The 19,729-nt window shown below is 53.4% G+C and carries 17 protein-coding genes and 1 pseudogene; 9 read left to right on the top strand and 9 right to left on the bottom strand.

Annotated features, from left to right (window positions below; translation table 11 throughout):
- Window positions 1–22: 22 nt before the first annotated feature.
- The 5 genes from AB9F26_RS03475 to glpD are packed head-to-tail and all read right to left on the bottom strand — an operon-like array spanning window position 23 to window position 5,599.
- Entirely contained in the window at window positions 23–871 is an 849-nt protein-coding gene (locus AB9F26_RS03475; RefSeq protein WP_335583596.1) for a carbohydrate ABC transporter permease, read from the bottom strand.
- Complete coding sequence (locus AB9F26_RS03470) at window positions 871–1,743, bottom strand: carbohydrate ABC transporter permease (RefSeq protein WP_039003842.1); 873 nt, start codon at window positions 1,741–1,743, stop codon at window positions 871–873. Before AB9F26_RS03470 ends, AB9F26_RS03475 begins: the two co-directional genes overlap by 1 nt.
- A 53-nt stretch (window positions 1,744–1,796) precedes the next feature.
- Window positions 1,797–2,876, bottom strand: coding sequence for an ABC transporter ATP-binding protein (locus AB9F26_RS03465; protein ID WP_039003843.1), 1,080 nt, complete (start codon window positions 2,874–2,876; stop codon window positions 1,797–1,799).
- A gap of 11 nt (window positions 2,877–2,887) precedes the next feature.
- Window positions 2,888–3,979 (bottom strand): ABC transporter ATP-binding protein, encoded by a 1,092-nt coding sequence (locus AB9F26_RS03460; protein WP_039003844.1) that lies wholly within the window; start codon window positions 3,977–3,979, stop codon window positions 2,888–2,890.
- Between the two features lie 21 nt (window positions 3,980–4,000).
- Window positions 4,001–5,599 (bottom strand): glycerol-3-phosphate dehydrogenase, encoded by a 1,599-nt coding sequence (gene glpD, locus AB9F26_RS03455; protein WP_369767282.1) that lies wholly within the window; start codon window positions 5,597–5,599, stop codon window positions 4,001–4,003.
- A gap of 260 nt (window positions 5,600–5,859) precedes the next feature.
- On the opposite strand from glpD, the gene AB9F26_RS03450 reads away from it, so the two are divergent.
- The 3 genes from AB9F26_RS03450 to AB9F26_RS03440 are packed head-to-tail and all read left to right on the top strand — an operon-like array spanning window position 5,860 to window position 8,334.
- Window positions 5,860–6,618 carry a DeoR/GlpR family DNA-binding transcription regulator gene (locus AB9F26_RS03450; RefSeq protein ID WP_335583599.1) on the top strand — a complete coding sequence of 253 codons (759 nt, stop codon included), beginning with the start codon at window positions 5,860–5,862 and terminating at the stop codon, window positions 6,616–6,618.
- Window positions 6,619–6,652: 34 nt separating this feature from the next.
- Window positions 6,653–7,528 carry a sugar ABC transporter permease gene (locus AB9F26_RS03445; RefSeq protein ID WP_335583600.1) on the top strand — a complete coding sequence of 292 codons (876 nt, stop codon included), beginning with the start codon at window positions 6,653–6,655 and terminating at the stop codon, window positions 7,526–7,528.
- 2 nt (window positions 7,529–7,530) lie between these two features.
- Window positions 7,531–8,334 carry a carbohydrate ABC transporter permease gene (locus AB9F26_RS03440; RefSeq protein ID WP_369767281.1) on the top strand — a complete coding sequence of 268 codons (804 nt, stop codon included), beginning with the start codon at window positions 7,531–7,533 and terminating at the stop codon, window positions 8,332–8,334.
- A gap of 53 nt (window positions 8,335–8,387) precedes the next feature.
- On the opposite strand, the gene AB9F26_RS03435 is transcribed toward AB9F26_RS03440, so the two are convergent.
- Both AB9F26_RS03435 and AB9F26_RS03430 read right to left on the bottom strand, forming a co-directional pair.
- Complete coding sequence (locus AB9F26_RS03435; RefSeq protein ID WP_369767280.1) at window positions 8,388–9,209, bottom strand: TolB family protein; 822 nt, start codon at window positions 9,207–9,209, stop codon at window positions 8,388–8,390.
- Window positions 9,210–9,233: 24 nt separating this feature from the next.
- On the bottom strand, window positions 9,234–9,956 hold the full coding sequence (locus AB9F26_RS03430; protein WP_369767279.1) for a GntR family transcriptional regulator: 723 nt from the start codon (window positions 9,954–9,956) through the stop codon (window positions 9,234–9,236).
- A 165-nt stretch (window positions 9,957–10,121) separates the two neighbouring features.
- Between AB9F26_RS03430 and AB9F26_RS03425 the strand changes: the two genes are divergently transcribed.
- The 6 genes and pseudogenes from AB9F26_RS03425 (at window position 10,122) to AB9F26_RS03400 (ending at window position 16,778) form a co-directional block, all read left to right on the top strand.
- Entirely contained in the window at window positions 10,122–11,159 is a 1,038-nt protein-coding gene (locus AB9F26_RS03425; RefSeq protein WP_335583604.1) for a C-terminal binding protein, read from the top strand.
- A gap of 84 nt (window positions 11,160–11,243) precedes the next feature.
- Window positions 11,244–12,260, top strand: coding sequence for a TRAP transporter substrate-binding protein (locus AB9F26_RS03420; protein ID WP_335583605.1), 1,017 nt, complete (start codon window positions 11,244–11,246; stop codon window positions 12,258–12,260).
- Between the two features lie 71 nt (window positions 12,261–12,331).
- Complete coding sequence (locus AB9F26_RS03415; protein ID WP_335583606.1) at window positions 12,332–12,928, top strand: TRAP transporter small permease subunit; 597 nt, start codon at window positions 12,332–12,334, stop codon at window positions 12,926–12,928.
- Complete coding sequence (locus AB9F26_RS03410; protein WP_369767278.1) at window positions 12,921–14,249, top strand: TRAP transporter large permease subunit; 1,329 nt, start codon at window positions 12,921–12,923, stop codon at window positions 14,247–14,249. Before AB9F26_RS03415 ends, AB9F26_RS03410 begins: the two co-directional genes overlap by 8 nt.
- A 39-nt stretch (window positions 14,250–14,288) precedes the next feature.
- On the top strand, window positions 14,289–15,896 hold the full coding sequence (locus AB9F26_RS03405) for a GMC family oxidoreductase (RefSeq protein ID WP_335583608.1): 1,608 nt from the start codon (window positions 14,289–14,291) through the stop codon (window positions 15,894–15,896).
- 34 nt (window positions 15,897–15,930) lie between these two features.
- Window positions 15,931–16,778: pseudogene (locus tag AB9F26_RS03400) on the top strand (fumarylacetoacetate hydrolase family protein).
- Between the two features lie 83 nt (window positions 16,779–16,861).
- On the opposite strand, the gene AB9F26_RS03395 reads toward AB9F26_RS03400, so the two are convergent.
- On the bottom strand, window positions 16,862–18,268 hold the full coding sequence (locus AB9F26_RS03395; RefSeq protein ID WP_369767277.1) for a hypothetical protein: 1,407 nt from the start codon (window positions 18,266–18,268) through the stop codon (window positions 16,862–16,864).
- Window positions 18,269–18,362: 94 nt separating this feature from the next.
- Entirely contained in the window at window positions 18,363–19,658 is a 1,296-nt protein-coding gene (locus AB9F26_RS03390; protein WP_335583611.1) for a hypothetical protein, read from the bottom strand.
- Window positions 19,659–19,729 lie beyond the last annotated feature (71 nt).

The following is a 19,729-nucleotide window of genomic DNA, read 5'->3' as shown; positions in this document are numbered from 1 at the left end:
CTTGTTTCTCCTCTTTCTTTTCTTACACGCGACCCAAGGCAAAGCCTTTGGCGATGTAGTTACGGACAAAATAGATCACCAATGCACCGGGAACGATTGTCAGGACACCCGCTGCTGCGAGCACACCCCAGTCGATCCCTGCGGCACCGACGGTCCGTGTCATTGTGGCGGCAATCGGTTTGGCGTTCACACTGGTCAATGTCCGGCTTAGAAGCAATTCAACCCAGCTGAACATGAATAAGAAGAACGCGGTGACCCCAATACCAGAGGCAACCAATGGCGTGAAAATCCGAATAAAGAACCGTGGGAAAGAATACCCATCAATATAGGCGGTCTCGTCGATTTCTTTGGGAACACCCCGCATAAACCCTTCCAAGATCCAAACCGCCAAAGGCACGTTAAACAGGCAGTGCGCAAGGGCGACGGCAATATGCGTGTCGAACAAGCCGACCGAGCTATAGAGCTGGAAGAACGGCAGCGCGAAAACAGCGGGCGGGGCCATCCGATTGGTCAGCAACCAAAAGAACAGATGCTTGTCCCCAAGGAAGGTGTAGCGGCTAAACGCATAGGCCGCAGGTAGCGCAACCGCGAGGGAGATTACCATATTCATGACCACATACGTCATCGAATTCAGATACCCCGTGTACCACGACGGATCCGTCAGGATCGTCAGGTAGTTGTCGAAGGTCAAATCCTGTGGCCAAAGGGTGAAGTTGTTCAAAATCTCCGAGTTGGTCTTGAGGCTCATGTTCAAAAGCCAATAGATCGGCAAAAGCAAGAACAGCAAGTAAAGACCCATAACAATGGCGTTGCCTTTGATCTTGGGCAAAGCAAAGCCACGCTTTGGCGCTGTGTTGGTAAAATCAGACATCAGTGGCCATCCCTTTTATCAAGGTTCGTCATCACAGTGTAGAAGACGTATGAAATCAACAGGATCACGAGGTAATACATGATCGAGAAGGCGGCTGCGGGGCCAAGATCAAACTGTCCTAGCGCCATCTTGACCAAGTCAATCGACAAGAACGTCGTCGAGTTCCCAGGTCCACCACCCGTCACCACGAAAGGCTCGGTGTAGATCATAAAGCTGTCCATAAAGCGCAACAGGATCGCGATCATAAGAACGCCCATGATCTTGGGCAGCTCAATAAAGCGGAATACTTTCCACCGGCTGGCTTGGTCGATTTTCGCCGCTTGATAATAGGCATCGGGGATCGACTGAAGACCAGCATAGGCCAAAAGCGCAACTAATGACGTCCAGTGCCAAACATCCATCACAATGACGGTGACCCATGCAGCATAGAAGTCTTGGGTGTAGTTATAATCAATCCCCAAGGCGGCCAGTGTATAGCCCAACAGACCAATATCAACACGCCCAAAAATCTGCCAAATGGTGCCCACAACGTTCCACGGAATAAGCAAGGGCAACGACATCAGGATCAGGCAAAACGAGGCCCAGAACCCTTTTTTCGGCATGTTCAGCGCCACGAAAATCCCCAGCGGTATTTCAATAGCAAGGATGATACAGGAAAACGCGATCTGGCGACCAAGCGCATTCCACATGCGTTCTGAGGCCATCATATCGCGGAACCAATCGAGGCCAGCCCAGAAAAATACGTTTTTTCCGAAGGTGTCCTGAACCGAATAATTCACAACGGTCATCAAAGGAATAACCGCAGAAAACGCGACAAGGAGCAGCACTGGTAAAACGAGGAACCAGGCCTTTTGGTTGACTGTCTTATTCATGGCTCATTCCTTGCAAAGATGTGAAGGGCGGGGTTTTCGATTTCATCATCATGTCACGCTCCTTGCGGGGGAACCCGCCAACTATCGGAATAGACGTTCACTCCAGCCGTATCGAACACGACTCGGTTCATGTCGGGTGAAATGTTAGCACCTTCTTCGGCGAGGATATTGATCTCGGTCCCTTGGAAATCGGCGCGCACGATTTTGTGGCGGCCAACATCCTCGACCCGCTTAATGGTCACGGGCAGACCTTCGTTCCCCGCAACGAGCGCGGTAAATTCGGGCCGAACGCCAAGTTCGACTTTGCCTTTTGGACTGCCATAGCCTTTGCCAAGCGCGATCTCTGTGCCACCAATCAGGGCGGTATTTCCCGTCACTTCGGCAGACAGAACATTCATCCCCGGAGAGCCGATGAAATAGCCAACAAACGTATGCGCTGGCGTTTCAAAAAGTTCTTGCGGTGTACCCATTTGCACAACCCGCCCGTCATACATAACCACCACTTTATCCGCAAAAGTCAGGGCCTCGGTCTGGTCGTGGGTCACATAGATCATCGTGTGGCCAAATTCGTGATGCAGCGATTTAAGCTGCGTGCGCAATTCCCACTTCATATGTGGGTCAATCACGGTCAGCGGCTCATCAAACAAAAGCGCATTCACGTCTTCACGCACCATGCCACGCCCCAACGAAATCTTCTGTTTTGCGTCCGCAGTCAGCCCGCGCGCCTTGTGACCAAGGGTGGCCTCCATGCCGATCATCGCCGCTATTTGCTGAACGCGTTCTTTGATATAGGCGGGATCAGCCCCACGGTTGCGCAGCGGAAACGCCAGATTGTCGTGCACGGTCATTGTATCATAAACAACGGGGAACTGGAAAACCTGCGCGATATTGCGCTGTGTTGTCGGCTCCATTGTCACGTCACGGTCATTAAACAAGATACGACCTTGGCTGGGATGCAGCAGACCCGAAATGATGTTGAGCAGCGTGGACTTGCCACAACCTGACGACCCAAGCAGGGCGTAAGCTTCGCCATCCACCCAGTCGTGGTTCAATTCTTTCAGCGCGTAGTCGTCGTCGCTTTTCGGATTGGGCAGGTACGAATGTGCCAGATTTTCGAGGGTAATTTTTGCCATTTGAATGTCCCTCAGGCTGCGGTTGCATAAGTTGCAGGGGCGACCGAAGTGCCGTCTTCTGCAAAGATGTAAACATGGCTTTGATCCAGATAGACCTTCAACGAAGCGCCAATTTCCAGTATCTTCACTCCATGCACCAAACCAACCCAGTTTTCGCCGTGGTGGTCGAGGTGGATGAATGTTTCCGACCCCGTTATCTCGGTTACGTTCAGCTTACCCGTGAATTCCAGAGCGCCTTGCGTGTGCTTTTCAAGCTTCAGATGGTTGGGTCGGAACCCCGCGACGTAACGGCCATCCTTAAGATCAGCAAAGGCACCCGAAGCCGCGCTATCTGTTTGGTCGTTGCCAAACTTCAAGCGGTTGCCGACCTTTTGAACAGGCAGGAAATTCATCGGCGGATCGGAAAATACGCGGGCGGTGGTCGCATCTACGGGCTGTCTGTAAACGAAAGGCGTCAACCCAAATTGGGTGATTTTGCCTTCCCAGAGGGTCGCGGTGTTGCCACCCAACAATAGTGCTTCTTCGGGTTCCGTGGTCGCATAGACAAAGATCGAGCCAGCTTCCTCAAAGATTTTCGGGATCTCGGCGCGCAATTCTTCGCGCAGCTTATAGTCGAGGTTTGCCAATGGCTCATCCAGCAAAACAAGGCCCGCATCCTTCACCAGCGCCCGCGCCAACGCACACCGCTGTTGCTGACCACCAGAAAGCTCAAGCGGCTTGCGCTCAAGAAATGGCGCAAGTTTCATCAGGTCGGCGGCCTTCTTAACGGCCTTGTCGATCTGGTCCGCCGATTGCCCCAAAAGGCGCATCGGGCTGGCGATATTGTCGTAAACACTCATCGACGGGTAATTAATGAACTGTTGATAGACCATGGCAATGCCGCGCTCCTGCACACGCATGCCTGTCACATCCTGACCGTTCCAGATAACTTTGCCCGTATTAGGCACATCAAGTCCGGCCATCAAACGCATCAAAGAAGTCTTGCCCGACGACGTCGGCCCAAGCAAAACATTCATTGTGCCGGACTGCAGCTCTAAGTCGGTGGGGTAAATATGTGTCTGGCCATTCGCAACCTTCGACACGCCCTCTAGAACAAGTGACATTTCTCTCTCCCTATCCGCAGCTTACACTGCGTCTTGCTGCGATGACATTACGGGCGCTTTGGCCAGCCATGCGTCAAGCATTTCGATTTCGTCTTTGGACAAGCGTAGGCCTAATTTTGAACGACGCCAAACGATGTCTTCTGCGGAACGTGCAAACTCCTTTTGCACCAGCCAGATAACTTCCCGTTCAGTCAGTGTAGCACCAAAAGGCTGTCCCAGATCGGATTCTGTTTTCGCATCCCCAAGAACCTCAAAGGCGTCCAAGCCATAAGCTTTGACTAACCGCGCCGCCCAGCGTTCAGTTAAAAACGGGTATTGCGCCGTAAGACTTGCTTGCAAATCCGCGACCCCATCAACGGGAAAATCCCCTCCCGGCATTGGAACACCTGCGGTCCAGGGTCCGCCTGCATTTGGAAAAAATGGCGCTATCTTTTTAAACGCGTTCTCGGCCAACCGGCGATAGGTGGTGATCTTGCCGCCAAATATGTTCAGGATTGGCGCGCCCGCGGATTCATCAACTTTCAACACATAGTCACGGGTTGCCGCCGTCGCAGAGGTCGCGCCGTCATCATACAAAGGGCGCACGCCGGAATAGGTCCAGACGATATCATCCGTGGTGACAGGCGTTTTCAAATACTTCGACGCAAATTCAACAAGATAGGCTTGCTCTTCTGGGGTACAAACGGGCTTCTGTGACACGTCAGTATGCTCGGCATCCGTGGTTCCGATCAACGTAAAATCAGTCTCGTAGGGGATTGTGAAAATAATCCGGCCATCTTCGCCTTGGAAGAAATAACATTTGTCGTGATCGTATAATTTGGGCGTCACGATATGACTGCCCCGCACCAGTCGCACGCCTTCTGTGGCATTGATCCGCACCGTGTTGCGGATAATATCCTCAACCCAAGGGCCGCCCGCATTTACCAGCATACGGGCCCGAACCACACGTCGCGGCAAACCTTTTGGTTCCAGCGTAATTTCCCAAAGGCCATCAACTTGCTCGGCGGACACAACCTTGGTGCGCACATTTATTTTCGCGCCGCGCGCCTGAGCATCCCGCGCATTCAGAACCACCAAGCGGCTGTCTTCGATCCAGCAATCGGAGTATTCGTAGGCTTTTTCAAAGCGGTCCTGAAGCGGCGCGCCTTCTGGCGTTCCAGCCAAACTCAAAGAGGTTGTCCCCTTCAGAATTTGGCGGCCACCCAGATTATCATAGAGGAAAAGTCCGAACCGAATGAGCCACGCAGGGCGGCGCCCTTTCATCCAAGGCATCACAATACTGAGCAATTTTGAAGTCGGAGTGTCGGTGTCGAACCGCATATCCTTGTGGTAGGGCAACACAAATCGCATCGGCCATGAAATATGCGGCATCGCCTTGAGAAGGGTCTCGCGCTCGATCAGTGCCTCGCGAACAAGGCGGATCTCAAAATACTCAAGATAGCGCAAGCCGCCGTGAAAAAGCTTGGTGGAGGCAGAGGACGTTGCAGAGGCCAGATCGTTCATTTCCGCCAACTCAACACTCAAACCACGGCCAACCGCGTCACGCGCAATACCGCATCCATTGATGCCGCCGCCAATGACGAAAAGGTCCACGATGTCGTGAAGATTACGTTGATTCAATGAAGCCTCCCAAGCGTCGATTTTCTGTCGCCGCCTCCCAGCGCTCAACATTCATTAAGACAACACTAAGCCACTCCGCAAATCAATAGCGAATGTTCGTTTCTTTTCCTTTTTGGGTAAAATGTTGAAATCCATGTATTTAATTTTTCTATTCCCTCCCTTTTGGCCATTTTTATCTGCGCAAATCGATTCGAACCCTTGACGCTCCGCTCGGACTGTTGATTGTTAGGATTCTATTACGCGACGTCAGGGAGAAAGCCATGGTCTCAAACTTTAGACAGAAAGATATCCTCGAACTTGCGCGCAAAGAGGGCAAAGTTACCGTGGATGGCCTTGCCGAACTCTACGATGTCACGGTGCAAACTATCCGGCGCGACCTCTCTGATTTGGCCGATCGCGGCCGTCTTCAACGGGTGCATGGCGGCGCGGTGGTGTCGTCTGGCGTTGTGAATATTCAATATGAGGAACGCCGCCGCCTGAACGATACGGGCAAGAAGGCGATTGCCGTGAAATGCGCCGAAGCAATCCCAAATGGCGCGTCGGTCTTTATGAACATCGGGACAAGTACCGAGGCTGTGGCGCGCGAATTGCTCGACCACGAAAACCTGCTGGTTGTGACGAACAACATTAACATCGCGAATATTCTCGCGGCCAATCATAGTTGCGAAATCATTTTGGCGGGTGGCGTTTTGCGCCGTGCGGATGGTGGAATTGTCGGCGGCTTGACCGTTGAAATGGTGAAGCAATTCAAGTTCGACTATTCGGTTTTAGGCTGCTCCGCCATTGATGAGGACGGCGACCTGCTAGATTTCGACGGGCAGGAGATTATGGTCAGCAGCACCGCGATAAAACGGTCGCGCAAGGTAATGGTCGTCGCAGACCACCTAAAATTTCAGCGCAAAGCACCGCTCACAATCTGCTCTCTCGCGGATGTGAGCGCTCTTTTTACCGACGGTACATTGCCCAAAGATCTGCTGGCGAATTGTAGCAGTTGGGGCACCGAAGTGGTCACGGTTTAAACGGGCTTCGGTCACGCTCGGGGGATTTTTTCAATTGAAAACGCGCAGTAACGTCGGATGGGCCTTTGTCTTGCCAGCCGTACTCGTGCTTGGCCTCGTGGGGCTGATCCCTCTGATAACCGTTGTTAATTACTCCTTCTTCGAAATTTTCATCCTAGACTCGCGCTTCTGGGTCGGGACGGAATGGTACTCCGAGATCATAAGTTCAGGCCGTTTCTGGGCTAGTTTTGGCCGCAGTACATTGTTTTCGGCGCTGATCTTAACCATCCAAATTCCCCTTGGCATTGCGATTGCCCTTTGCATCCCCCAACGAAAATTCTGGGTCGGCGTCTCGCTCTGTGTGGTGGCCTTGCCGCTTCTGGTGCCGTGGAACATGATCCCATCACTTTGGCTCAGTCTCCTCAACCCAGACACGGGTCTTTTGGGGCGCATTCTACCTACTTTCGGCTGGCCCGCGGATTGGAAATTCTCGGTGGTTCCCACATGGCTGGTCATCATTGTGATGGACGTTTGGCATTGGACAAGCTTGGTTGTGATCCTGTGTTATAGTGCCCTGACAACCGTTCCGGCGGCCCACTACCAAGCGGCCGCAATCGACGGCGCAGGCCCGTGGCAGGTGTTTCGATTCATCCAATTGCCCAAGCTATACAACGTTCTGCTTATGGCGATCCTGTTGCGGTTTATGGATTCCTTCATGATTTACACGGAGGCTTTTCCCATCAATGCGGGCGGTCCAAACGGCGCGACAATGTTCCTCGCGGTTGACCTTGGCGAAGAAATCAAAGCCTTCAACTACGGCCCTTCCGCCGCGCGCTCTGTGCTCTATTTCATGATCGTGTTGACCGTCGCGTGGATGTTTAGCAAAGCCCAAGGCAAGCTTGATGACGTGCCCCCAGAAAAGGCCGCCTAATTATGTTTATCCGCGCGCTCCCTTTCCTCAAAGCAACGGCCCTGCTGGCCTTCATGGTGTTCACCTGCCTGCCGCTGGTGCAACTGACCCTCCTCAGCTTCACCGCGACTTTGGCAACCCCAAATATTGACGTTGGCAGCCTCACGCTAGGCAATTATCGGGGCATCTGGACCGACCCAAACCTACGCTCGGCGTTCCTGAATTCCATCGCATACGTGCTGATCAATATCTGCATCACCATACCCGTTGCCATCCCTGCGGCCTACGCCTTCTCGCGCATTTCCTTCTTAGGCGACAAACACCTGTTTCTTGCCTTCATCGCCTTTCGTATCACCCCGCCCGTGGTGCTAACCCTACCGATATTTCAACTTTTCTCCGCACTCGGAATCGTGAATTCAACATTCGGCATCGCCTTGGCACATTGCCTGTTCAACGTCCCAATCTCGATCTGGATTCTCCAAGGGTTTATCTCGGCCGTCCCCAAGGAAATGGATGAAACAGCCTTTATCGACGGCTATTCGCGGCCTATGTTTATTTGGAAATTCCTTTTGCCCCAAATTGCTTCGGGCGTCGCCGTAACAGCGTTTTTCTGCTTCATGTTCTCGTGGGTTGAGGTGGTTTTCGCGCGCATCCTGACCACAACCAACGGGAAACCGATCAGCATGGCGATCAACGCACTCTTTGGTTTTCAAACCGATATTGGGCTGGTTATGGCCGTCACCCTCGCTTCCATGCTGCCCGGTGTGGTGTTACTTTTTTCGATGCGAAATCATCTTTCGCGGGGGTTCAAAATCGGGCGCGTCTAATTGATCGATGCGAGCGCCCCGCATTCCAAAACGCCTACGAGAAATGAAACCGCCTAGGCGTGATAACGCACGAATGCGAAACGCTGACTATACGGCGCCCAACACGGCACATTTATCGTGCCTTGCCCGCCATATAGTTCCAAGAGCACTTGCGGTCTGCCGCCCTCTGCGGACACAAGGCGCAGCTCAACTTGGCGCTCGGATGGATGCCCTTGCGTCCCGCCTTCATAGGCCAAGTAGAGCACAGATTTTCCGTCTGGTGAGGGATGGGGAAACCAATTCACCCGATCATCTGCCACCATGCATTCCAAATCACGCCCATCGGGGCGCACGCGCCACAAACAAACACGGGCATCGCGTTCGCCGTTGAACCAAATCCACGCGCCGTCAGTCGTATAATCTGGACCGTCACAGTGATCAAAACCAAAGGTGACTTGCCGTTCTTCGCCACCATGAACCGGGCAGGTGTATATCTCGAAGGTTTCGCCACGTTTCGCGGTATAGGCCAAAGTCGCGCCATCTGGTGACCACCCGTGCCAATACGAAGGTGCCAAAGGCGTTATACGCGTCGGCGTGCCCCCTGTGATTGGCAGCGTGTAAATCACGCTGCTGCCCTCCTCGGTTGAATCGCTCATGACCAATGTGGTCCCATCCGGCGAGACCCCGTGGTCGTTGTTGATCTGCGTTGCAAACCCCGTTTCGATGGTTGCCAGAGCCGGTGCGCTTAGGTCAACGCGATACAGCCGCCCTTCCCCATTTACGATGAGGGCCGCGTTATCCGGCGTCCAATTTGGAGCCTCAAGATGTTGATCCAAAAGCAAAATAACCTCCTCGAACCCCGTGGCCAGGTTATAAATCACAATCTCACTTTTCAAAATATTCTCCTGCAAAACGGCCCGTTAAACTCGGCGGGAAGTTGGACCGCCTTGCTGCATCAACGTGGTGCATTCTTCGTCTGAACGGCGCTGAACTTTTGTGCGCTTATACGGATTTGTATCTGGCTCGGGTAGCGAGCGATTAATGATCAAAATATGTTCCTGCAGTATTGCGTGTGCCGCGTCGAATTTGCCCTTAACGATAAGGTCGCGCATTTGAATGTGCTCGGCAAAAGAGCGTTGCCAAAAATTCCCTTCCCCCGATTGCAAACGAGCACGCAAGGCCTCCAGAGCCGTCGCAGTCAAATCATAGGCTTTTTCAAGGTAGCGATTGCCCGCAAGCTGCAACAATACCCGATGATAGGCGCTGTCGGCTTTGCTATAGAGCGCCCATTCCCCCGCCGCGATCGCCTGCTCCATTTGGTAAATTGCCGCAGAAAGCCCCTGCACAACCGCTTCGGGATCACGCGCAAGGGCATCGTCCAATGCCTTGCTTTCCAACATGGCGCGAAAGTGGCTCATTTCCTCGACGTCCTGCTTGGAGGGCGCAAACACATAGGTTCCCGCTTGCGGCACAACCGTCACAAGACCCATGTCGCGCAAATCCATAAAGGCCGCCCGCACTGGGGCTTTGCTCATCCCAAGCGCCCGCGCGATTTGCTCCTCGGACAGCCGCTCGCCGAACTCTAGTTTGCCAGAGACAATTGCCTCGCGAATCCGCTCACATGCATCTTGGGTCAACGACACAGCACTCTCCTCATAGGTCATTCCTAGTTACAGCATGGACGGCTAAGCGCGCTACCCACTAATTTTACTCCTTTACCAAGCATGAAAAAAACAGGATTGACAAGTTATTGAAATTCTAGAATTCTAGAATAAAAAATAATGATATCCACACCCAAGAGGACTCACATGCCCCGCTTTCGTCTCCTGACCCCCGACGCACAATATCCAGACGACGCTCTGATCGAACGGGCGACAGCCGGAAATAATATCGATTGGGATATATTCCGCGAACGCGAAATTCACCGTATTCCGCAAACGGTTCTGAACTCCTGTGATGCGATGGTGGTTTGGCACGAGATGCCCGTTACCCGTTCGATGATCGCTCAATTGGAGCGTTGCAAAATCATTGTTCGGGCCGGGGTAGGCTTTGATCATATCGATTTGGATGCTGCCGCAGAAGCGGGCATTCCCGTCTGCAACACGCCTGATTATGGCACCAGCGAAGTCGCCGATCACGCAATTGCGCTGATGTTGAATTTGCGGCGTGGCATTGGCTCCTACCACCGAAATCTCATGCAATCTCCGCAGACAGGCTTCGATCACGCGCGCGCTCCTCTCTTGGGGCGGCTAAGAGGCAAGACCTTTGGCGTGGTTGGCTTGGGGCGTATCGGCATTGCTGCCGCCCTGAGAGCGAAGGCGTTTGGCATGCGGGTTTTGGCCTATGATCCGCTGGTTTCGCGCGGCACCGAAATCGCTGTGGGTGTCGATAGATGTGAGTCCATCGACGAGCTACTCGCGCAAAGTGACGTTGTAAGCTTGCACTGCCCGCTAACGCCTCAAACCCACAATATGATCAACGCCGAGCGCTTGGCCAAAATGCAACCACATGCTGTTTTGATCAATACGGCGCGGGGCGCAATCATTGACATCAACGCGCTTTTGACCGCTTTGCGCGCAGGCACAATCGCTGGTGCAGGCATCGACGTCTTGCCCGTTGAGCCCCCATCCCCGACCGACGCATTGGCGATTGCCTATGCAAACGGCACGGATCCCCTTGTGGGAGAACGTTTGTTTGTCACCCCCCATGCCGCATGGTCCAGCCCCGAGAGCGTCGCGGATGCACGCCGCCTTTCTGTTGAAACTGCGGTGCGGTTTTTGCGCGAAGGCAAGTTGAGAAACCTTGTGAACACCCCCGCCACGAAACGCGTAAGGGATATCGCCTAACGCGCCAACTCCGACGGGGTTGACGCCACGATATGATCCAAGGGCATGGGATCACGTAAACATGTCCGTTCTAGGGAGGAAACCATGAATAACAAACACTTAAGTACACTTATTGCGGCTTGCCTATTGGGCGGCACCGGCGCCATGGCGCAAGAGCACCAATTGACGTTCCAATCCGTAGACCCCGCAGGAAATCCAAACTTTGCCATCCAACAGGCGTGGACAGCGCGCGTGGCAGAGATGTCTGGCGGACGGATGACGATTGATCTTCTGCCCGTAGGCGCGGTGGTCGATTATATCGAAACACAAGATGCCGTTGGGTCTGGCATTTTGGATGGGCACATCACCGATGTGAGCTATTTCGCGGGCAAAGACCCCGCCTTCGGACTTATTGCCAATCCGATCGGCGCTTGGTCTGCTCCGGATGAAATGTTCCGTTTTATCAACTATGGCGGCGGCTATGAACTCATGAATGAACTGGAAGGACCCTATGGCCTTCACTTCATCGGGGCGACGACGACGGGCCTTGAAGGTTTTGTTTCCAAAGTGCCGCTCGACGGCGTTGCCGACCTCAAAGGTCTGAAAATGCGCGCGCCAGAAGGCCTCATTCAAGAGGTGTTTGCGGCGGCGGGCGCGGTTCCTGTCAACCTGCCCTACTCCGAGGTCTACACGTCGCTCGATAAGGGCGTGATTGATGCTGCGGATTCCACTGTTTTCTCGACCAACCATCAGCAAGGCTTGCATAAAGTTGGCAACCACCCCGTCTATCCTGGTTTCCACTCCATGCCACTGGTCGAAGTCTCGATGAACTTGGATAAATGGAATGCTTTGCCCTCTGATCTACAGGCAATCTTGACGGTTTCGGTGCGCGATTTTGCACAGGACGCCGTGGCAACGTTGTCGATGAATGACCTAAAAGCCTTCGCCGAAGCCACAGCCGATGAAAACATCACCGTCCATAATTGGTCTGCCGAAGAGCGTGCAAAGTTCCGCACAATCGCGATGGATCAATGGGAGAAAGTGGCCGCACGTTCGCCGAATGCACAAAAGGTCTATGACCAATTGACCGCTTATCTCGCGTCGCAAGGCCTACTGGAATAATCCACAGCCTCGGGCGCACGCGTTGCGCCCGAGCATCCGCCATCACACCCCTTTGACACGATTGGCCCCTCATGTCCCGCACCCCCGAAACGACTTCGGCCATTGAGCCGTTGCCCCCCGAATTCACGGCTCAAGAAGCCCTGCCGCAAGCAGGCTGGTTGGGCAAAGTAATCACCTCAGTCGCCCGCGTTTTCGCTGTCGGAATTTTGATCGCGATGGTTGTCCTCGTTGTAGAGGTTTTCCTACGGTATGTGTTCAATGCGCCCACGGTATGGGCCCATGAAACAACGACATTTCTGAGCGCCGTGACGTTCATTTTTGGCGGATTATACTGTGTTGCCCGCAACTCGCACATCCGCGTGGTGCTGATCTATGACGTCGTTCGCTCGCCCGTGCGCCGCATCCTCGATATCCTCATTTCAATCGCCTGCCTCTGCGCCAGTCTGTTCTTCGCATGGGCCGCATGGCTTATGGCGCTCAAAGCAATCTATCGCCCTGATGGTAGTTTCTTTCTCGAAACCAGTGGCAGCGCGTGGAATCCGCCAACACCTGCCCTTCTTAAACTGTTTTTGCTGGCCGTCCTCATCACGATGAGCGTCCAATTCCTCATCCTTACCTTCAATTACGCACGCGGCCTCACCCCGCCAAAGAGGCATGAAAATGTTTGAACTTCTAGACTTCGGACTTAACCTAAAATCACTCGGGATTGAGTGGGGCACGCTGTTGATGTTTGTGCTGCTGGTCGGCCTTTTGCTCACGGGTACGCCCTTGGCTATGGTCACACTTCTTGTGGCGCTCATCTTCGCAATTGGCTGGTTTGGGCCAAACTCCGTCCCCCTGATTACCAGCCGCGTTTACAGCTTTGTCTCGTCGTTTGTGTTTGTTTCGGTCCCGATGTTTGTCCTGATGGCGGCCATCCTTGATCGCTCTGGCATTGCACGCGACTTGTTTGATGCTATGAAACTGGTGGGCGGACGTCTGCGTGGTGGTGTGGCAGTTCAAACGATTTTCGTGGCGGTTATTCTTGCGGCCATGAGTGGCATCATCGGTGGCGAAATTGTCCTGCTCGGCTTGGTTGCCCTGCCCCAAATGCTGCGGCTCGGCTATAATCGACGACTAGCAATTGGCGTGGTTTGTGCTGGCGGCTCGCTTGGCACAATGGTGCCCCCGTCGATCGTTTTGATCATTTACGGCCTCACAGCAAATGTCTCGGTCGGCGATCTGTTTACAGCCTCGTTCCTGCCTGGATTTATGCTCGCGGGGTTCTACATCCTCTACATCCTCTTTCGCTCCTATATTGACCCGAACGCGGCACCACCGCCCCCCATGGAGCGCTCGCCTTTCAAAGACCAATTGCCTCTCCTGCGCGGGTTGATATTGCCCATGTTGGTCGTCGGCTTCGTGCTTGGATCAATCTATGGCGGCATCGCCTCGGTAACCGAAGCCTCCGCCATCGGGGTTGCGGGCGTCATTGCCTCAACAATCTTACGGCGCGAATTTTCATTCCGTATGCTCTTAGATTCCGCGCTACACACACTGGCCACAGTCGGAATGATTATGTGGATTGGCATCGGCGCGAGCGCCTTGGTTGGCGTTTATAACCTCATGGGAGGTATCCGCTTTATCTCTACCCTCATCACAGGTGTGTCAGACTCCCCCACCGTCATTATCCTGTTTATGATGCTCATTCTCTTCATCCTTGGCATGTTCCTTGATTGGGTCGGGATCGCGCTTTTGACCATGCCGATTTTCGTGCCGATCATCAAAGACCTCGGATATGATCCCGTCTGGTTTGGCGTATTATTCGCGATGAATATGCAGGTGTCATTCCTCACACCGCCCTTTGGTCCGGCCGCGTTCTACCTCAAAAGCGTGGCACCACCGGACATCTCACTGGGTGAGATTTTCAGATCACTTGTACCATTTATTTGCCTCCAAGTGATCGCGGTTGGCTTGCTGATTATCTTTCCAGCACTCGCCATCCATTAACTGCAAACGCCGTTACATCTCGAACAATTGGAATTGACTATGACACGCAGTTTAGACGGCGATTACGACTATATTATCGTGGGGGGCGGCACGGCGGGATGCGTGCTGGCAAACCGCCTCTCGGCCAATCCCCGCACAAGGGTCTTGCTCCTAGAGGCAGGCGGACGGGATACCTACCCATGGATTCACATTCCGGTCGGATACCTCCGCTGTATTGGTAATCCGCGCACCGATTGGATGATGTCGACCACCCCGGAAAAAGGGCTAAACGGACGTGCTTTGGGCTATCCGCGCGGCAAGGTCTTAGGCGGATGCAGCTCAATCAACGGTATGATTTACATGCGCGGCCAAGCTGCAGATTATGACGGCTGGGCGCAAATGGGCAATACGGGTTGGGGTTGGAGCGACGTCCTCCCCTATTTTGTCCGCTCCCAAGATCGCCCAGATGCAGACGGAATAACCCACGGCCAAGGCGGCGAATGGAAAGTCGCGCGCCAGCGTTTGAAATGGGACATTCTGGATGATTTCCAAAATGCCGCGACGCAAATGGGCATTCCATCAACCACCGATTTCAACGAGGGCAACAACGAGGGCGCAGGGTATTTTGAGGTCAATCAAAACGGCGGCCGCCGGTGGAGTACCGCCCGCGCGTTTCTCAGCCCTGCCCTAAAACGGCCAAATCTACGCCTGATCACCCATGCCTGCGTGCAACGGATCACGTTTAAAAACGGTCACGCCACAGGTGTGGAATTTTCGCACAAAGGCCGCGTACAGCATGCGATAAGCCAAGGCGAGGTCCTGCTCACGGCGGGGGCAGTTCACTCTCCCGCACTGCTTGAGGCGTCAGGTATTGGCCAAACCACACGCCTCAGAGACATGGGAATTGATATGGTGCATGCCAGCCAAGAGGTTGGTGAAAACCTTCAAGACCATTTGCAATTGCGGATGATTTTCCGTGTGCAAAACGCACGCACGCTCAATCAAATCGCCAACTCTGTCACGGGTAAAATCGCGATGGGACTCCAGTATCTTTGGAACCGTTCGGGGCCGTTGTCTATGGCACCTAGCCAGTTCGGTATTTTTACGCGAAGCGACCCCAGCTTGGCCACTCCCGACCTAGAATACCACATTCAGCCCCTCTCAACCGACCGTCTTGGTGACCCTTTACACCCCTACCCTGCGGTCACGGTGTCTGTGTGCAATCTGCGACCAGAAAGCCGTGGTTCAACCCATATTTCGACAAAACATCACACAAAACAGCCCGACATTTCGCCCCACTATCTCAGCACTGAGGGCGATCGCGCCGTGGCATTGCGCGCGCTGCGTCAAGCCCGCGATTTGATGACGATGCCCGCTTTGCAAAAATACGCACCGCACGAAAACCTTCCGGGGGCGCACATTGCGGACGACGCGAACTTAACCCGGGCCGCCGGCGATATTGGCACCACGATCTTCCATCCCGTCGGCACGTGTCGAATGGGCAGTGACGACACTTCTGTGGTTGATCCTGAACTGCGCGTGCGGGGCCTGTCGGGTCTTCGCGTGGTCGACGCCTCGATTATGCCACGGATTGTGTCGGGTAATACCGCCTCCCCCGTCGTGATGATCGCAGAAAAAGCCGCCGACATGATCCTCAAATCGGCCTAGCACGGCTCCCTCCCAACACTTGAAAGACATACCTATGAAACTTCTCCGCCATGGTCCCGTGGACCAAGAAAAACCCGGTTATCTTGATTCAGAAGGCCGGATACGCGACCTCTCAAGCCTGATTTCCGACTTCACACCTGAGACACTCTCGCGCAGGACCCTCTCGATGCTTGCGAATACAGATCTGTCCACGATGCCTGTAGTTTCGGCCAAGACGCGCATTGGGGCCTGTGTAGGCCGCGCCCGAAATTTCTATGCCGTTGGCCTGAATTACGCGCGCCATGCCCGCGAAACCAACAATCCCGAACCCGTCGAACCCGTGCTTTTCTCAAAGTCTACATCCTGTATTTCTGGCCCAAATGATCCCATCATCTTGCCGCGTGGATCGCAAAAAACCGATTGGGAAGTTGAACTCGGCGTCATAATTGGGCGCAACTGCGCGTATGTGAGCGAGGCCGAAGCCCTTGAGTATGTCGCAGGCTACTGTACGATCAATGACGTAAGTGAACGCGCCTTTCAAATTGAGCGTGGCGGCCAATGGATGAAGGGAAAATCAGCCCGCAGTTTCGGCCCCATTGGCCCATGGATTGTCACTCCGGATGAGATTCCCGATCCGCAAAACCTCACCCTCTCGCTCTCGGTCAATGGCGAAACCTATCAAAACAGCTCGACTTCGGACATGATTTTGGCGTCGCTGAGATTATCTCCTACATGTCGCGCTTCATGGTTCTACGGCCCGGGGATATTATCGCGATGGGCACGCCCGAAGGGGTCGGCCTTGGATTATCCCCGCCTAAATTCTTATGTGATGGCGACGTTGTTGATCTAGAAGTGTCCGGCCTCGGCAGCCAAACGCAACTGGTCACTAGCCTTACTTTCTGATCCTGCGGGAGGGTCTCCAAAACGCTCTCGATTCCTAGGATAACCTTTTGGTTATTCTAGGCATTCATGCGAACCGCCTGCGCCTATTGTTTAAAGCCAGCGATATTTCCGTTGCCCGATTGCAGAAGCCACGCCACGTTCATACTGCCCATTTGAATAAATGCCGCCTGATTGGAATCTCCAACGACGCCCAGAGAAATCCTGTTGTAATCCCCGTTTTGCTGCGCCGCTGCCATGTTCCGGTTTCCGGTGATGGCCAGAGTTGCAGCATTGCTTGTGCCAACTTGTTCAATGGTTCCGGCAGCCAGCCCAAGTTGGGCGTTCCCAGAAAAAATCTGGCTTGGATCATTGTTGAAATCACCCGTCACCGAGATTGTCGTAGAGTTGGTACCGAATTGTGTGACGTCAAAAAAGTTACTGTCGCCGATAACGGAAACATCCGCGTCATTTCCGCCGCCAAGGCCACTATTATACCCCTGCTCAACCCTGAGATCGTTCCCGTCCCCATCGACGAAAAACAGCAGATCGTTTGAACCTTCTTGCAGTCCAAGGACCTCATTGTCGCTGCTCAGGCCAACTATATTGAGAAATGCACGGTTGGTGCCTATTTGACCGACACCGATATTGTTGCCATCGCCGAGTATTTCCGATGCGGTAATGTCATTTTCCAAACCATCTTGACGGAACCCGATTTGGTTGGAGTTTCCAGAGATCGTAAGGAAGCCAATTGAGTTTTTACGCCCACCTTGAAAAACCCCGAAACGGTTAAAATCGCCACTAACCATGAGGTTCATCTCGTTGCCGTTCGCGCCTAAAGCGTCATACCCGACCCGCTGGATAAGAGAGTTTGCTACCGCCCTAGAGGTAAGGGCAGGCCCCGTAAGATCTCCGCGACCATTAAAAGAACCGCTGAAATTGGCGACAATGATGTTTTCTTTGAATTGCGCCGCCGTCAGCGACCGTTGCTCAACGAGAGCGACAGTGTTTTGTTCGCCCGTTTGCGTAAGGATTGCCACCTGTCCGGGCATTCCGCCGAGCTGCTCTTGAACCACGAGCGAAATCTTGTTGCGATCCCCCGCCCCGTCCAGACCCTGTTGAATGGTTAAACGGTTTGCGCCTTCGGGAATCGCGCCCAATGCGGACTGTTGAATGCTTCCGACTATGTTTAAATTGGAATCCTGATCGATAAGAATGGTGTTGAAGATCGAAGGCGTCGCCGAATTGCCTGCCTGATCGACTCCCAGCCCCTCGAGGCCGATAACATTGTCTTCGCCAGTCTGTGTAATTGTTAGATCGTTGTAATAGCCATTTTGCAAAACGGGATCGAGCTCAGTGCCGACCTGATTTGCAGAGCCTAACTGAGAAATCAGCCCTGTGTTATCTGCGCCGATTTGATCAACGAACGCCAGATTGTTATCCGCCGCATACGCCCAACTTAAGGGACCGATTGTCAAAGCCCCCACCACAACCACAAACCGAAATGAACGCATATACAAGAACCCTAAATCAAATAACCACGGGGCACATTCTTGCACCCCGTGGTCGTGTTTTTAAGCGAAGCCGTGGCGACGCCTTCAGTCTTAATTACTGAACAATGCCAGCGATGTTGTTGCTACCAGATTGGCTAAAGGTCGCTGAGTTATCGCTGCCCATTTGGACAACGACTGATTGGTTGCTGTTGCCGTTCACGGTTGCGGAGATGTTGTTCCTATTGCCGTCTTGCACCATTCCGAACAGGTTGTTGTCGCCTGTGAGTGAAGCATTCACGATGTTATCGTCACCAAGCTGGATCACAGCGCCTTCGATGAAGAAGGGTGTCAAACCTGCTGCTGCAAGTGCGTCACCCGCAAGAACAGGCGTGCTGGTTGTTGATCCATTGCCGTTGCCGTCGACAAACACGGTCGCATCGTTTGAATTGCCGAACTGGCCAACCCCAAAGGCGTTACCGTCTTTGAGAGCCGTGACCGATGCGGTATTGGAAATGCCCAGTTGTAGGACACCAATATTGTTGTCGTACCCGTCAATTGCCGCCACAGTCACAACATTGGTCCAGCCGCCTTGAACTACTCCCAATTCGTTGCGGTCGCCATTAATAGTAAGCGTACCAACGCCATTGCCGTTGCCCGCTTGGGTGACACCAAATTGGTTTTCATTACCTGTAATCAACAGGTTCATGCTGTTGTTGCCTTGTGACACAAAAGAATACCGACCACCTTGGTCCAGCACGCTAGTGTTTGCGCCACTGAGTGCCGCGAAACCCGACAAGGTTCCCTTGCCGTTGTCGTCACCCGAAATTTCGGCCGTCATTGTGTTGCCATTTCCGCCTAAAAAGGTGGTGCCTTGAGTGGCCTTGTCGATGTTGTTGCGTGAGCCGGTCATAGTAAGCGTCGCAACGCTTCCGTTGGAGCCACCGTTGCGTTCTTGTACAACACTACCGATCGAGTTGTCGTCACCGCCGGATTGCTCGATTGTCAGTGTGTTCCCAGAAGTATATCCGCCACCGTAGCGTGTAGCTTGCTGAATTGAACCAACCGAGTTTCTGTCTGAGCTCTGCTCGATTGTAGCAGCGTTGCCGTTTGCTTTTTGTGCCAGTTGGTTCACACCAGAGCCAGTCAAGCCAATTTCGTTGTCGTTACCGCTTTGATCAATGTTCAGGCTGTTGCCGGACACATAGAGATGCAGCGATTGTTGCTTCATTTTATCGCCTGCTGAACCAGCCTTGTTCCGCAATCCGCCGCTTTGGTCAACCAGCGCAGAGTTGTTAAAAGTCGAGCCTTGGGAAAGCTGTTCTAAAAATGCTTCGTTTTCATCGGCAAAAGCCACACCAAACGAGAGACTTAGTGCTGTGGTTGCAAAAAGTGAGATTTTAATAACGTTCATTTTATTTCCTGTCATAGTTAATTTATTACACATACTGATCTATTTCAGGCGCAACCTGTAAGCAGCAGCAC

This window comes from Falsihalocynthiibacter sp. BN13B15, assembly GCF_041205415.1.
GTDB classification, from domain to species: domain Bacteria; phylum Pseudomonadota; class Alphaproteobacteria; order Rhodobacterales; family Rhodobacteraceae; genus Falsihalocynthiibacter; species Falsihalocynthiibacter arcticus.
The sequence above is the reverse complement of the archived record's forward strand: the minus strand, read 5'-3'. Positions and strand labels throughout refer to the sequence as shown.